Here is a 13,624-nt window from a genome sequence, read left to right on the forward strand (position 1 = left end):
TCTAGTGAGTGATGCCTTCGCGATCGAACAGCGCCATCAGGGTGCAGCTCATTGTTGCGATCAGTTTCTCCTCGCCTCGCTCCACCGCAAAGGCCTGGCCCTCGCAAACCGTTATGGTTCTGCCGGGCTTGAGAACGTGAGCCCGAAACAGGAAATGCTCGCCGCGGGCCGGGGCCAGAAAATTGGTCTTGAATTCAACGGTGAGTACTGCGGCATTATCGGGCATCAGCGAGAAGGCGGCATATCCGCAGGCTGTATCCAGCGCTGTCGTGATGATGCCGGCATGAATGAACCCGTGCTGCTGCGTAAAGGCGGTGTTGTATGGCATTTTTAGTTCGACTTCGCCGGCTGCCTGGCGAGCAACTTCGATGCCCAGTGTCGCCATCGCCGTTTGGCGGGCGAAGCTCGCCTGGACGCGGGCCTCGAAGTTTGCATCCTTTGGAATGAATCTGGTCATTTCGCTTTATCGCGCCTTTCGCCACTCCAGCACGCCGTCACCTGCCGTGCTGATCGGCCCCGACGCTCCCACCGGCGTCTTGTCCTGATCCATCAAAAACGCCAGCGTCGCCTGGTCCTGCACTGGCACACGCGCCAGCGCGCGTTCATTGGCCGCGGTGCGGAGGATCACCACGCCGTGTTCGATCTCGCCACCGCGGCCGTAGATCACCGTGAAGCTTTCGACAGTGCCGTTGCCCGAGGCCTCGGTGACATATGTCGGGACCGGCTTGCGGTTGCGGTCGGCGTCCGCCTGCACATTGGTGTCCTGCGCGAGCGTCTCCTTTGGTGCCTCCTTCGACACCACCAATGCGTGGTGCTTGGTGACGAAGCCGCCCTGCGCGTAGAGCAGGCCCGTCTTGGTCCCCGCGCGGATTTTGCGGACCATCGCGCAGGCGGCATGCGCCATGTAGTCGTTCAGCGGCGCGCCAAAGAAGGTGAGACCGCCGGTCACGGTTGGTTGCACGTCGCTGCCAAGGCCGAGGGTGCGGCGGGCCATCTTGGGCACGCAGGGGAAACAGCTATAGAGCTCGATGGCGCCGAAATTCTTGCCGGAGCCGCCGACCAGATCCATCGCGACTTTCAGCACGGCATTCTGCGCGTGGCTTTCGACATACTGGTCGCGGTCGAGATAATCGCGCGGCTCTTCGGCCGAGGCACCGCCCTGGATATGCACGATACGATTCTCGGGCACGCCGGCCGCGCGCGCCTTGGCCAGACTCGTCACGAGGATGGCTGCCGACTGGTTCACCATCGGGTTGGCGACCATCAGCTTGGTATAGGGCCAGGCGATCAGCCGGTTGTCCGGCGTCGGCGTGGTGATCTGTTCCGGTGTGTAGGCCTTCTTGATCCAGGCCTCAGGATTGGTCGCAGCGACGCCCGCATAGCGTGACCACAGCTCGCCGGATTCGCGATGCGCCTCCCGCGGCGTCTGGCCCCAATGCGCGGCAGAGGCGGCTTCATAGAACGGGTAGACCGTGACCGGTTTGGCCACGCCGAGCTTGGTCGCCATCGGCCTCTGATAGTTGGCACCGCGGAGCGGCTCCGGCGCATCCTTGGCGAATGGCGTCCAGGGCAGATCCACCTTGGCGCGTTCGGCCTTGGTGGCCGTGCCCTGCGATTCCGCGCCCGTGATCGCCGCGACGTGCGATTCGCCGCGCGCGATACGCTTGGCTGCTTCATGAATGTAACGGATCGGACTCTCGCCGCCGACCGGACCGTAATAGGCGTGCTTCGGCGCGATGCCGAGCTTCTTGCTGAGCTGCTTCTCCGGCGCGGTGTAGCGCCAGCTCAGGAAGTTCACGATGTCGAGCGAGTCGATATCCCCAAGCAGCTTCCCGCCTGAATCCTGCTCTGCGCGCTTCAACGCCTCAATCATCAGCGCGAGTGGCTCGAGACCTTCCGTGAGCTCCTTCGGATGATCGGAGAATTCGCCGACGCCGACGATGACGGGGATGCGGTCTTCAGCTTGGTTCGACACTGCCATTGTTCTTGCTCTGCCTCTATTCGGAAACCAGCATGGTGAGGTGCTCTGCGGCTTCGGCAAAGTCCTCCTTGAATTCCTGCACAACTGCGCCTGCCGACTTGACGCTGTCAATCAGGCCGACGCCCTGGCCGACGAAATAGCTGACAAGATCCCGTGCCTGCGCATTGCCCGCGGCTGCGGAACGATCAATCGAGGCGAAAGCATCGCGGCTGATCAGGCTCTGCAGTGGCATCGGCAGCGCGCCTGGGCTGTCTTCGCCGCGATCCCAGGCATCGGTCCAGACCGAGCGCAATTGCCGTGCGGGCTTGCCGGTACGGCCCCTGGAACGGATCGCATCGCGCGACGAGGCGGCAATCATCTTCTCGCGAAAGATTTCGGAGGTTTCGGATTCCGTGGTCGCGAGCCACACCGAACCGGTCCAGACGCCTGCAGCGCCCATCGCCATGCAACCGGCCATCTGCCGCCCGGTCATGATTCCGCCGGCGGCGAGCACCGGGACCTCGCGCATCGGTTTGATGGCCTTGATCACCTCCGGTACCAGCACCATGGTCGAGACCTCGCCGCAATGGCCACCGGCCTCGGTGCCCTGCGCCACGAGAATATCGACGCCGGCCGCAACCTGGCGGATCGCATGTTCCTTGGCGCCGACAAGTGCCGCCACCGGAACGCCATGGGCTTTGCCCATCTCGATCATCGCCTTCGGCGGCACGCCGAGTGCATTGGCGATCAGCCGGATCGGATGGTTGAAGGAGACGTCGAGCAGCCGCAGCGCGGTCTCGCCGTCGAACGGCTGCGGCTGATCGGAGGAGACTTCGGTGATCTTGAGATCGACGCCGTATTTCTTCAGCAGACTCCTAGTGAAAGCGCGATGTTCCGGCGTGATGCGGCGCTCCAGCGACTTCCAGGTGACGTCCTTCTCGCCTGCGGTGGAGATGTTCTCCGGGATCAGTACGTCGATGCCGTAAGGCTTGCCGTCTACGTGATCGTCGATCCACCTCAGTTCCTGCTCCAGCGTTTCCGGCGAATGCGCGGTGGCGCCGAGCACACCGAAGCCGCCGGCGCGGCTGACGGCAGCAACCACGTCGCGGCAATGGCTGAAGGCGAGTAGCGGAAACGCGATGCCCAGCATCTCGCAGATCTGCGACTTCATCGGCGTGTCTCCCTGAATCTCTTGTGACCCGCTTCATCTGGCGAGTTCGTGATGAACGCTAGCGTATGGGGAAGGGCGATGCCAAGCGGACGAGGGGCATTCCGCCTGGCAAAATACCGGGCAACGCCGCCTGATTTCCTGCTTGCGCTTTCGCGTCATGCGGGAAATGCTGCCCGTAACAAGCAAAGCAAAAATACGGGAGTGAACGCATGGCCGCTGCACAGCCGCAATCTGTGTCACATCAAACCGCACGCATCGATGTCGTGGTCGTCGGTGCCGGGTTCGCGGGGCTTTATCTGCTGCACAAGCTGCGCGGCCTCGGTCTCCATGTGAAAGTCTTCGAACAGGGCGGCGATGTCGGCGGCACCTGGTATTGGAACCGCTATCCCGGCGCGCGCTGCGACGTCGAAAGCATGCAGTACTCTTTTTCGTTCGATGACAAATTGCAGCAGGAATGGGACTGGAGCGAGCGCTATGCGCCGCAGCCCGAAATCCTGCGCTATGCCAGCCATGTTGCCGATCGCTACGATCTGAGGAAGGACATCCAGTTTAATACGACGGTGAAATCCGCGGTATTCGATGAGCGCGCCAATCGATGGACGGTAACGACTTCCGATGGTCAGGCCACCATCGCGCAGCATGTCGTACTCGCGACGGGTTGTCTGTCGAACGCCCGCACGCCCGAATTCAGGGGCATGAAGGATTTCAAGGGCAAGGTCTATCACACCGGCAACTGGCCGCATGAGACAGTCGATTTCACCGGCCTGCGCGTCGGCGTCATCGGCACCGGATCGTCAGCAATCCAATCGATCCCGCTGATCGCCGAACAGGCGAGCCAGCTCACTGTGTTCCAGCGCACCGCAAATTTCAGCGTGCCGGCGCGCAACGCGCCGCTCACCGATGATGAGCGCAAATCGTTTCGCGACAATTATCCGGAAATTCGCCGGCAGGCGCGTGAGGATTTCAAGAACGGCATCGTGCAGCCGATTCCGGATCGCGGCGCGCTCGACGATCCGGAACATGAAAGGCGTGAGAAGTATCATGCGCGATGGACATCGGGCGGGCTTACCTTCATGGGCGTCTACAATAACCTGGTCCTGGATCAGCGCGCCAACGATACCGCTGCCGATTTTATCCGCGAGAGAATTTCAGAGATCGTCAGCGATCCGGTCACAGCGAAACTTCTGCAGCCGAAGGATCATCCAGTCGGATCCAAGCGTATCTGCGTCGACACAGATTACTATGCGACCTTCAATCGCCCGCATGTGATGCTGGTCGATATCAAGGCCCATCCGATCGAGCAGATTCTGCCGAATGCCGTGCGCACCGGCGGCAAGGATTACGAGGTCGACGCGCTGGTGCTCGCCACCGGCTTCGACGCGATGACCGGCTCGGTCGCCAAGATCGACATTCGCGGCCGCGGCGGCCAGACGCTGAATGACAAATGGGCAGAAGGCCCGCGAACCTATCTCGGCTTGATGAGCGCCGGCTTCCCGAATCTCTTTATCGTCACCGGTCCCGGCTCGCCGTCTGTGCTGTCGAACATGATCGTGTCCATTGAGCAGCATGTCGACTGGATCACCGACTGCCTGAGCTATATGCGCGACCGCGGCGCCGAGGTGATCGAGGCAACGCATCCCGCGGAGGACAAGTGGGTCGCGCATGTCAACGAGGTGGCGGCCGGCACGCTCTATCCGCAGGCCAATTCCTGGTACATGGGCGCGAATATTCCCGGCAAGCCGCAGATTTTCATGCCCTATATCGGCGGCGTCGGTGTCTACCGGCAGATCTGCAATGATGTCGCAACAAAGGACTATGAGGGATTCGCGATGACGGTGGGCGCGCGGCCAAAGGAGGCGGTGGCGTCGTAGAAGAGGGCGACTTTCTTTCCCTCTCCCCCAGCGCAGCGAAGCTGCGCGCAGTGGGAGAGGGTGGATCGAACGCGCAAAGCGCGTTCGAGACGGGAGAGGGTCAGCCGCAAGCTCCGAGTCCAGCACCCCTCTCCCGCCTTCGCTTCGCTCAGGCCCCCTCTCCCGCAAGGGGAGAGGGAAGAAAGCTAGAACGCCGTATACCCGCCATCGATCACGAACGTATCCGCCGTGTGATACGATGACGCCTTGCTCATCAGATAGACCGCGATGCCACCAAAGTCCGACGGTTCGCCGAAACGGCGCACCGGGATGCGCGGCATGACATTGGCGACGAATTTCTCGTTGCCCATGATCCCTGCGGTCATGTCGCTCTTGATCCAGCCCGGAAGGATCGCATTCGCCGTCACGCCCTGCCGCGCCAGTTCGACGGCCAGCGCGCGCACCAGCGCATTGATCGCCGCTTTGGTCGCGGCATAGTGCTCGTTGCGCGCGGTGCCGAAGATCGAGGCAAGACTCGATGTCGCAACCAGCCGGCCGAATTTGTCGCCAGCCTCCGCGCGTTCGGTCATATGCCGTGCGGCCACCTGGAAGGCATGGAAGACGCCGTCCAGATTGGTGGCGAACATGGTACGCCACTGCTCTTCGGTGCGGTCGATGAAATTGTGCCGGCCGCCGCCGCCGATGCCGGCATTGGCGAAGCAGCCATCGACACGGCCGAATGTCTTGAGCGTGGCATCCATCGCCGCTTTCACCGAGGCAGTGTCGGTGACGTCGCAGATGAGCGTATCGACCTTGCCGGTGCAGTCCGCCATGGTGGCAGCTGCGGCCTTGTTCTTCTCGGCGTTGCGGCCCCAGATCGAGACGTTGCAACCGGCGGTGGCCAGCGCCTGCGCGATGCCGAGGCCAATACCGCCATTGCCGCCGGTGATGACGGCCACGCGGCCGCTGAGGTCGAATATCTGTGTAGACGTTGCCATGTCAGCGTTTCCATGTTTGGCGCGCGTTATGCCGTGCGTCCGTTGGTGGGCTGGTGTTCCCCAGGAAGCATGGACAAGCGCGTCCGAAAAATCAAATATGCCGCCTGACATACAATCGCATGATCCCGAAAAGTGGATGCCGGTTTTCGGATCAGATCATGCCCAGACAAAGCTTCCACACCGCGGAATAAACACGCGGATCATCCCGTGAGGAAACCATGCAGTTCAAACACGTCACGCTCGATTTCGACGGCAATGTCGCCATCCTGAAGCTCGATCATCAGGAGGTGATGAACGCGGTCTCGGTCGACATGCTTGGCGGCCTCGGCGAGGCGCTGGACGAGATCGATGATCGCAAGGCCGACGTGCGCTGCGTGGTCCTCACCGGTGCCGGCCGTGCCTTCTGCACGGGCGCCAATCTTCAGGGGCGCAACAATCAGCTCACGAAGGCGCGCAGCAACGCCGGTGCGACGCTGGAGACCGCTTTCCATCCGTTCCTGCGCCGGCTGCAGAACCTGCATTGCCCGATCGTCACCGCGGTAAATGGCCCCGCCGCCGGCGCCGGCATGAGCTTTGCGCTGATGGGCGATCTCATTCTGTGTGCGCGCTCGTCCTATTTCCTGCAGGCGTTCCGTCGTATCGGGCTGGTGCCGGATTGCGGCTCGACCTGGATCCTGCCGCGCTTGATCGGCAAGGCGCGTTCGGTCGAACTGTCCTTGCTTGGTGAAAAGCTGCCGGCCGAGAAGGCGCTGGAATGGGGCCTCGTCAATCGCGTCTATGACGATGCGGCGCTGATGGATGAAGCCATGAAGCTCGCCCATGAACTCGCCAACGGCCCGACCATCGCACTGTCGCTGATCCGCAAGCTCTACTGGGAAAGCCCGGAGAATTCCTTCGAGGACCAGATCAATCTCGAAGTCAAATCGCAGCGCGCCGCCGGCGCTTCACCGGACTTCAAGGAAGGCGTGGCGGCATTCCTGGAAAAACGTCCGGCCAAGTTCACGGGCCAGTAAGCCTTGAGCACGGCGTCCGTCGCGGAGCTTTTGGCGCGCAGTGCGGCGGCGTGGTGTCCCGGCGCGGCGGGCGTGACATCCGCAGGACGGCTGTCCGGCGGCGCCAGTCAGGAGACGTGGTCCTTCGACATCACGCATCCTGATGGCACTATCGGCGCCATCCTGCGCCGCGCGCCGTCGGGTTATGGCGCTGCGCCCGGCCGAGCCGCAGGGCTTGATGCCGAAGCGGTGCTGATGCAGCTGGCCTTTGATGCCGGCGTACCGTCGCCGAAGGTGCTGCACGTTCTCAGACCGGATGACGATCTGGGAACGGGCTTCATCATGCAGCGAGTCGCTGGCGAAACCATCCCGCGCAAGATCCTGCGCGACGAAGAATTCGCCGACGCACGGCCCAAACTCGCCCGGCAATGCGGCGAGATCCTTGCCGGGATCCACGGACTGTCCGCTGCAAGCCTGCCGCAGCTTCGCCGCATGACTGCCGCAGCAGAAACCGCCGAATTGCAGCGGGAGATCGACGGTTTTGGCTGGCCGCGCCCGGTGTTCCAGCTGGCGCTGCGCTGGTTGCGCGATCACGATCCCGGCCCGTCAGAGCGCGTCACTTTGGTGCATGGTGATTTTCGTCACGGCAATCTGATGATCGGGCCCGATGGCGTGCGCGCCGTGCTCGACTGGGAACTCGCGCATCTCGGCGATCCCATGGAGGATCTCGGCTGGATCTGCGTCAATTCCTGGCGCTTCGGCGTCATCGACAAGCCGGTCGGCGGTTTCGGCACCTATGAAGATTTGTTCGCCGGCTACGAGACGGCCAGCGGCATCAACGTCGACGCTAACCGCGTGAAATTCTGGGAAGTGATGGGCACGCTGCGCTGGGGCGTGATGTGCGTCGGCATGATGCAGCGGTTTCGTCTCGGCCCGGATCATTCGATGGAGCGCGCGATGATCGGACGGCGCTCGTCGGAGACGGAGATCGATCTGTTACGGCTATTGGCGCCGCGCGCATGATCCCGAAAAGTGGCGACCGGTTTTCGGATCAGATCATGCACAAAAACAAGGTGATGACATGCAGGACGAACCGAGGCCGGACGAACTGGTAAAGGCCGTTGCCGATTTTCTCCGCAACGACATTGCACCTCAAATCTCAGGTCATGCCGCCTTCAAGTTGCGTGTCGCGATCAACGCGCTCGATCTGGTGACCCGGCAGCTCACGCTTGCCGGCGACAGCGATGCCGCCGAGCTACATGGATTGACGATGCTGCTCGGCGTGCATGGCACGCTCGACGGGTTGAACCAGGATCTCGCCGACCGCATCGCGCAAGGCGATATCGATCTCGCGACGCCCGGTGTGAAGGAGCATCTGTGGCAGACGACGCTGGCGAAGCTCGCCGTCGATCAGCCGAATTACGCGGCGTACAAACGCGAGCTGGAACCGAAGTAAGCGCCGCAGCGCTACTTCCCCTTCCAGTTCGGCTTGCGCTTTTCGGAGAACGCCTTCGGCCCTTCCACATAATCCTCCGACGCCGCCATAGCTTTCACGGCGGGATATTCGCGCTGCTCGGTAATCGCCTGTTCCAGCGACACCGCCATGCCCTTCTGGATCGCCTGCTTGGAGGCGCGGATCGACATCGGCGAATTCTGGCAGATGGTCTCGGCCCAGCGCAGCGCGGCATTCAGGGCCTCGCCCTGGGGCACCACTTCATTGACGAAGCCGAGCTCATAGCCCTCCTGCGGCTTCACATGGCGTGCGGTGAGGATCATGCCCATGGCGCGCTTCATGCCGATCTGGCGCGGCAGGCGCTGCAGGCCGCCGGCGAGTGCGGCAAGGCCGACGCGGGGCTCGGGCAGGGCAAAGGTCGCATTTTCCGCAGCGATGATGAGGTCGCAGGCCAGCGCAATCTCGAAGCCGCCACCCATAGCGACGCCGTTCACGGCCGCGATGATCGGCTTGTCGCAATCGAAGCGCGCGGTGAGGCCGGCGAAGCCCGACGTGTTCCAGCCGCGCTTGCCGCCGGCGGCCTGCCATTTGAGGTCATTACCAGCGCAGAACGCTTTGTCGCCGGCGCCGGTGACGATCGCAACCCATTGGTCGGGATCACTGGCGAAGTCGTTGAACACCTCGTGCAACTCGTTATGCGCATCGGTGTGCAGTGCGTTGTAAACTTCCGGACGCGACAGCGTCACGATGGTGATCGGTCCCTTGCGGGTCACGGTTGAGAATTGCAGAGCCATCGCGGCCTCCCTTTTGTTTTTCGTTACGCAGAATTTATGACGCCAAAGCGTACTTGACTTGCCGCGCTTGACTTGATCGGACGATGCCATCTTAATCGCTCGATTAACAAGAGCAACAAAGCTCGGAAAACAATCGGGAGAGCGCCTTGGATTTTTCCCTGCCGGCCGACCTGGTCGCCTATCTCGCTGAACTCGATTCATTCATCCTGCGCGAGATCAAGCCGCTCGAAGAGCGGGATGACAATATCCGCTTCTTCGATCATCGCCGCGAATGGGCGCGCACCGATTTCGACAATGGCGGGCTGCCGCGACATGAATGGGAGCAGTTGCTGCGTCAGGCGAAGAATCTCGCCGACGGCGCCGGCCATCTGCGCTTTGCAATCCCGAAGCGCTATGGCGGCAAAGATGGCAGCAATCTCTGGATGGCTGTCATCCGCGAACATTTCGCCGCCAAAGGCCTCGGCCTGCACAACGATCTGCAGAACGAACATTCCATTGTCGGCAATCTGCCGCTGGTGACGATGCTGGATCGCTATGGTCGCGACGACCAGAAGGAAATGATCGAAGGATCAATCACCGGAAAATATCGCATCACCTTCGGCCTCACCGAACCCGAGCATGGTTCTGACGCCACGCATATGGAGACGACGGCCGTCGAGGCGACGCGTGACGGCGTCAAGGGCTGGGTCATCAATGGCGAGAAGATGTGGACGACCGGCATGCACGTGGCCACGCATTGCGCGCTGTTCGCGCGCACGTCGGGGGATGACGGCGATGCGCGCGGCATTACCTGCTTCCTGGTGCCGGCTAAGGCCGCAGGCGTAAAGATCGAAGAATATATGTGGACCTTCAACATGCCCACAGACCATCCGCGTGTGTCGTTCACCGATGTGTTCGTGCCGGCTGACGCACTGTTCGGTGAGATCGGCCGCGGCCTGTCGCTGGCGCAGTGTTTCGTGCATGAGAACCGTATCCGGCAGGCGGCGAGTTCGCTGGGTGCGGCGGTCTACTGTATCAATGAGAGCGTGAAATATGCACGCGAGAGAAAGCCGTTCGGCGAGGAACTGGCGCGCAACCAGGGCATCCAGTTTCCGTTGGTCGAGCTGACGACGCAGGCGGAGATGCTGCGGCTCCTGATCCGCAAGACCGCGTGGGAGATGGACCAGCTTACCCAGGCCCAGGTCGAGCATACGCTGTCGGACAAGGTGTCGATGTGTAACTACTGGGCCAACCGGCTGTGCTGTGAATCCGCCGACCGCGCGATGCAGGTGCATGGTGGCATGGGCTATTCACGCCACAAGCCGTTCGAGCACATCTATCGCCATCACCGCCGCTACCGCATCACCGAAGGCAGCGAGGAAATCCAGAAGCGCAAGGTCGCGGGGTTCCTGTTCGGCTATATGGGCGCGGGTAAGCACTGAACTAGTTTCGACACGCCGCCCTTTCCGCCGTCATTGCGAGGAGCGAAGCGACGCGGCAATCCAGAGGTCACAAGCGAAGACTGGATTGCTTCGCTTCGCTCGCAATGACGTTGATAGCTCAGTCGATAAACCCCGGGATCTCCGCAGGCGAAGCCACCAGATGGCGCGCACCAGCGGAGGTCAGCTCCTCGCGGCCGCCATAGCCATAGAGCACGCCGATCGCCGGAATGCCGTTATTCGCGGCGCCGATGATGTCGTGCTTGCGATCGCCGATCATGATCGCTCGCGCGGGATCGGCGGAGGTTTCGTCGAGCGCATAACGCAGCAGGTCGCTCTTGTCGACGCGAGTGCCATCGAGCTCTGAGCCAAATACGCGCGTGAAATATTTGCGCAGGCCGAAGTGATCGACGATGCGATCGGCGAACACATGCGGCTTGCTGGTGGCGACAAACAGCCGGCGGCCTGTTGCGTGCAACGTATCGAGCGTCGCGGTGATGCCATCATAAAGCGTGTTCTCGAACAGGCCGATCGTGCCGAAGCGTTCGCGATAGAGCTCCACGCCGCGATCGGCATCTTTCTCGCCGCCGAGCAGTGCCACGAAGCTGGCGCGCAGCGGTGGGCCGATGCACCAGGTCAGTTCGTCCTGTGTCGGGACGGGAAGCCCGAGCTTGCCGAGCGCATACTGGATCGAGCCCGTGATGCCGATCTTCGGATCGGTGAGCGTTCCGTCGAGATCGAAAAAGACCGTGTCGATCGCATGTGGCTTCATCTAGTTCGCATACCTTGCGGTGAGATCGCGCGAGATCCGCGAGCCTTCGTCGATATAGCGGCGGATGGCGATACTGGCCGCCGGCGTGCAGGTCCGGTAGGTCTGCTGGAAGCCGTTATAGCCGCGGTTGAAACCGGCGATCATGCGGGCGCGGCGCTCGCCGGACGGCGTCTCGGCATCGACCAGCGCCTGCATCTCGTTGCGCCACTTGTTGCCTTCGTTGTTGCCGCAGATGCCGCGCAGGTAATGCAGCGCGCCAAGAATCTCCGACATCCGCTGCAGGTCATTGTCGAACGGCGCAGCCGCGTCCTGCGCCCGGGCAGAGCCAGCGCAGGTCATCGCAATGGTCAGAATGATGAGCAGATGCTTCAACATGAATGGTCCCGGAACCCGGCTGATATGCCTTTTCAAGGCGTCTGAAGCAAGGCAACGCTGCTGGTGCGGCAAGGAGCTATCTATGGTCCGACCAGATCTTCCGCCATGGCGAGGATCGGGCCAAGGCCATCGGTGGTCTTGAAGGCGCCGAGATCGTCCGGCGCGACCCACTGGAAATCGTCAAGTTCGTCATTTAGCTCGGGCTCGCCAGCCACCCAGCGCGCGGCAAAGGACATGATCAGGTAATGCCCCGCGACCTTGTCGTTCGGCAGCACTTCGCGAAAGCCGGACAGGCCTACAATGTCGATGGTCAGTCCGGTTTCTTCCATCACCTCGCGGGCAAGGGCTACGGCGAGGGATTCGCCGAATTCCACGCGTCCGCCGGGGAGCGAATAGAAGCCCTTGCCCGGCGAACGGGCGCGGCGGACCAGCAGCACCTTGCCATCGCGGAAGATGGCGGCGCTGGTAGCGAGCTGCGGATGGGTAGGAGGCGTGTCGGTCACGAGGTCATTGCGCCATGATGCTGTCGACGTCGGATTCCTGATCGCGGCCATTGATGATGCCGCCGGCGGTCCCGACCATGGGCTTGACCCAGCCGGCGGCCTGTTCGGCCAGCATGGCACGGGTCCGGTCCTGCTGCACGGTGCGCATGGCTTCGCCGACAGTCGTCAGGATTTGCGTCATGTTCGCCACCAGCGCATCGAATTCTGCACGGATGGCCGGGCGTGCAGCCTCATAGGATGCGATGGCGAGATCGCGTGCCTTGAAGTTGGATTTGATGAAGTGCTCGGCATAGCTGAGCGGCTGCCATTCCAGGAACAGCTCATAGCAGTCCGGCATGTCCGGGATCAGCTCGAGCAACATGATGGCTTCATTGAAGTGATTGAGATAGTCGGTCGCCAGACCCGTGCGTGGATTGATATTGGCGGCCATCAGCTCGGCAGCGGACGCGACGGGGCCGGCACCGGCACTGGCCAGATCGTGATGGTCATGCTGCGCCGGTTGTATGGCCGTCAGGGTCATATGTCGCACTGTTGGTGTTTTGGGTTAAAACCGCCTGAAGAGGCAGGATTGCGGATCGAGAATGTGCGGGCGGTTTGTCATTACATCAGCGCCGGAAGCGTTACGGCAGGTATTCAGTTATATCGAGCAACCGAATTTTCCTGCGAGGTACAATATTGCGCCGACGCAGCCGGTTCCTGTTGTCATCGTTGAAAACGGATCCCGGCATTTCCGTCTGATGCGATGGGGCCTTTTGCCCTCCTGGGTCAAGGACCCGCGGAAGTTTACGCTTCTGATTAATGCACGCGCCGAGACGGTGCAAGAAAAGCCAGCCTTCAAAAACGCGATTCGCCGACGCCGCTGTCTGATTCCGGCCGATGGCTATTACGAATGGCAAAATCGCGGTGAACGCAAACAGCCGTATTTTATCCACCCAAGCGCAGGCGGGCCGATGGGCTTTGCGGGCCTGGCCGAGACCTGGATGGGACCGAACGGCGAAGAAGTCGACACGGTTGCGCTCATCACCGCAGAAGCCAGCACGGGCATGTCGGTTCTGCACCATCGCGTACCGGTGACGATCGCACCCGATCATTTCGGCCAGTGGCTCGATTGCAGTTCGGATAGTGCGTCCGATGTGATGACGATGCTCGCTGCGCCCGCAGACGGCACCTTCGCCTGGCATCCGGTGGCGATGGCCGTCAACAAGGTGGCCAATGACGATGCGCAACTGATCCTGCCGATCTCGGCGGAAGAAGCTGCCGTGGAGCAGGTGAACCCGACGAGGGCGCCGCGCAAGGTTGTGGTGAGCGAGGACGACGGCCAGGGCTCGTTGTTCTAGT

15 protein-coding genes are annotated in these 13,624 nt (G+C 62.0%); 6 read left to right on the plus strand and 9 right to left on the minus strand.

Features of this window, described 5'->3' with window-relative positions; genetic code table 11:
• Position 1: 1 nt before the first annotated feature.
• Genes AB8B20_RS25355 through AB8B20_RS25365 form a run of 3 tightly spaced genes read right to left on the minus strand, consistent with a single transcriptional unit; the run spans position 2 to position 3,131 of the window.
• Complete coding sequence (locus AB8B20_RS25355; protein WP_439073193.1) at positions 2–457, minus strand: PaaI family thioesterase; 456 nt, start codon at positions 455–457, stop codon at positions 2–4.
• 6 nt (positions 458–463) lie between these two features.
• Positions 464–1,981 carry an acetyl-CoA acetyltransferase gene (locus tag AB8B20_RS25360; RefSeq protein WP_439073192.1) on the minus strand — a complete coding sequence of 506 codons (1,518 nt, stop codon included), beginning with the start codon at positions 1,979–1,981 and terminating at the stop codon, positions 464–466.
• A gap of 16 nt (positions 1,982–1,997) precedes the next feature.
• Entirely contained in the window at positions 1,998–3,131 is a 1,134-nt protein-coding gene (locus AB8B20_RS25365) for a nitronate monooxygenase (protein WP_439073191.1), read from the minus strand.
• 209 nt (positions 3,132–3,340) lie between these two features.
• Here AB8B20_RS25365 and AB8B20_RS25370 point away from each other — a divergent pair, with 209 nt between their 5' ends.
• Positions 3,341–5,002: a flavin-containing monooxygenase gene (locus tag AB8B20_RS25370; protein WP_439073190.1), complete on the plus strand. Its 1,662-nt coding sequence runs from the start codon at positions 3,341–3,343 to the stop codon at positions 5,000–5,002.
• Between the two features lie 185 nt (positions 5,003–5,187).
• Here AB8B20_RS25370 and AB8B20_RS25375 read toward each other — a convergent pair whose 3' ends face one another.
• The gene (locus AB8B20_RS25375; protein WP_439073189.1) at positions 5,188–5,979 is read right to left on the minus strand and encodes an SDR family NAD(P)-dependent oxidoreductase; all 792 of its coding nucleotides are present in this window, start codon (positions 5,977–5,979) and stop codon (positions 5,188–5,190) included.
• 218 nt (positions 5,980–6,197) lie between these two features.
• Between AB8B20_RS25375 and AB8B20_RS25380 the strand changes: the two genes are divergently transcribed.
• The 3 genes from AB8B20_RS25380 to AB8B20_RS25390 are packed head-to-tail and all read left to right on the plus strand — an operon-like array spanning position 6,198 to position 8,427.
• Positions 6,198–6,992: an enoyl-CoA hydratase/isomerase gene (locus AB8B20_RS25380; RefSeq protein WP_068733289.1), complete on the plus strand. Its 795-nt coding sequence runs from the start codon at positions 6,198–6,200 to the stop codon at positions 6,990–6,992.
• Positions 6,993–6,995: 3 nt separating this feature from the next.
• The gene (locus tag AB8B20_RS25385) at positions 6,996–7,994 is read left to right on the plus strand and encodes a phosphotransferase family protein (RefSeq protein WP_439073188.1); all 999 of its coding nucleotides are present in this window, start codon (positions 6,996–6,998) and stop codon (positions 7,992–7,994) included.
• Positions 7,995–8,052: 58 nt separating this feature from the next.
• Positions 8,053–8,427 carry a DUF6285 domain-containing protein gene (locus AB8B20_RS25390; protein WP_309947589.1) on the plus strand — a complete coding sequence of 125 codons (375 nt, stop codon included), beginning with the start codon at positions 8,053–8,055 and terminating at the stop codon, positions 8,425–8,427.
• A gap of 11 nt (positions 8,428–8,438) precedes the next feature.
• On the opposite strand, the gene AB8B20_RS25395 is transcribed toward AB8B20_RS25390, so the two are convergent.
• Positions 8,439–9,218: an enoyl-CoA hydratase-related protein gene (locus AB8B20_RS25395; RefSeq protein WP_320446737.1), complete on the minus strand. Its 780-nt coding sequence runs from the start codon at positions 9,216–9,218 to the stop codon at positions 8,439–8,441.
• 146 nt (positions 9,219–9,364) lie between these two features.
• On the opposite strand from AB8B20_RS25395, the gene AB8B20_RS25400 reads away from it, so the two are divergent.
• Positions 9,365–10,639 (plus strand): acyl-CoA dehydrogenase family protein, encoded by a 1,275-nt coding sequence (locus tag AB8B20_RS25400; protein WP_439073187.1) that lies wholly within the window; start codon positions 9,365–9,367, stop codon positions 10,637–10,639.
• A gap of 118 nt (positions 10,640–10,757) precedes the next feature.
• On the opposite strand, the gene AB8B20_RS25405 is transcribed toward AB8B20_RS25400, so the two are convergent.
• From AB8B20_RS25405 to AB8B20_RS25420, 4 genes are all read right to left on the minus strand, one after another.
• Positions 10,758–11,393 (minus strand): HAD family hydrolase, encoded by a 636-nt coding sequence (locus AB8B20_RS25405; RefSeq protein WP_439074039.1) that lies wholly within the window; start codon positions 11,391–11,393, stop codon positions 10,758–10,760.
• 15 nt (positions 11,394–11,408) lie between these two features.
• A complete protein-coding gene (locus tag AB8B20_RS25410) occupies positions 11,409–11,783 on the minus strand; it encodes a TIGR02301 family protein (RefSeq protein WP_439073186.1) in 375 nt (124 codons plus the stop codon).
• A gap of 80 nt (positions 11,784–11,863) precedes the next feature.
• On the minus strand, positions 11,864–12,286 hold the full coding sequence (locus AB8B20_RS25415; RefSeq protein WP_093759520.1) for an NUDIX hydrolase: 423 nt from the start codon (positions 12,284–12,286) through the stop codon (positions 11,864–11,866).
• A 4-nt stretch (positions 12,287–12,290) separates the two neighbouring features.
• On the minus strand, positions 12,291–12,806 hold the full coding sequence (locus tag AB8B20_RS25420; protein ID WP_068733299.1) for a hypothetical protein: 516 nt from the start codon (positions 12,804–12,806) through the stop codon (positions 12,291–12,293).
• Positions 12,807–12,867: 61 nt separating this feature from the next.
• On the opposite strand from AB8B20_RS25420, the gene AB8B20_RS25425 reads away from it, so the two are divergent.
• Positions 12,868–13,623: an SOS response-associated peptidase gene (locus AB8B20_RS25425; protein ID WP_439073185.1), complete on the plus strand. Its 756-nt coding sequence runs from the start codon at positions 12,868–12,870 to the stop codon at positions 13,621–13,623.
• The last annotated feature ends 1 nt before the right edge of the window (position 13,624 follow it).

Source organism: Tardiphaga sp. 866_E4_N1_4 (genome assembly GCF_052076075.1).
Lineage (GTDB): Bacteria > Pseudomonadota > Alphaproteobacteria > Rhizobiales > Xanthobacteraceae > Tardiphaga > Tardiphaga robiniae.

What these genes read in the sequence shown, in the direction of transcription:
- AB8B20_RS25360 (WP_439073192.1), bottom strand. Translation starts at nt 1,981, where the DNA reads ATGGCAGTGTCGAACCAAGCTGAAGACCGCATCCCCGTCATCGTCGGC.
- AB8B20_RS25425 (WP_439073185.1), top strand. Translation starts at nt 12,868, where the DNA reads ATGTGCGGGCGGTTTGTCATTACATCAGCGCCGGAAGCGTTACGGCAG.
- AB8B20_RS25380 (WP_068733289.1), top strand. Translation starts at nt 6,198, where the DNA reads ATGCAGTTCAAACACGTCACGCTCGATTTCGACGGCAATGTCGCCATC.
- AB8B20_RS25410 (WP_439073186.1), bottom strand. Translation starts at nt 11,783, where the DNA reads ATGTTGAAGCATCTGCTCATCATTCTGACCATTGCGATGACCTGCGCT.
- AB8B20_RS25375 (WP_439073189.1), bottom strand. Translation starts at nt 5,979, where the DNA reads ATGGCAACGTCTACACAGATATTCGACCTCAGCGGCCGCGTGGCCGTC.
- AB8B20_RS25365 (WP_439073191.1), bottom strand. Translation starts at nt 3,131, where the DNA reads ATGAAGTCGCAGATCTGCGAGATGCTGGGCATCGCGTTTCCGCTACTC.
- AB8B20_RS25395 (WP_320446737.1), bottom strand. Translation starts at nt 9,218, where the DNA reads ATGGCTCTGCAATTCTCAACCGTGACCCGCAAGGGACCGATCACCATC.
- AB8B20_RS25390 (WP_309947589.1), top strand. Translation starts at nt 8,053, where the DNA reads ATGCAGGACGAACCGAGGCCGGACGAACTGGTAAAGGCCGTTGCCGAT.
- AB8B20_RS25370 (WP_439073190.1), top strand. Translation starts at nt 3,341, where the DNA reads ATGGCCGCTGCACAGCCGCAATCTGTGTCACATCAAACCGCACGCATC.
- AB8B20_RS25420 (WP_068733299.1), bottom strand. Translation starts at nt 12,806, where the DNA reads ATGACCCTGACGGCCATACAACCGGCGCAGCATGACCATCACGATCTG.
- AB8B20_RS25355 (WP_439073193.1), bottom strand. Translation starts at nt 457, where the DNA reads ATGACCAGATTCATTCCAAAGGATGCAAACTTCGAGGCCCGCGTCCAG.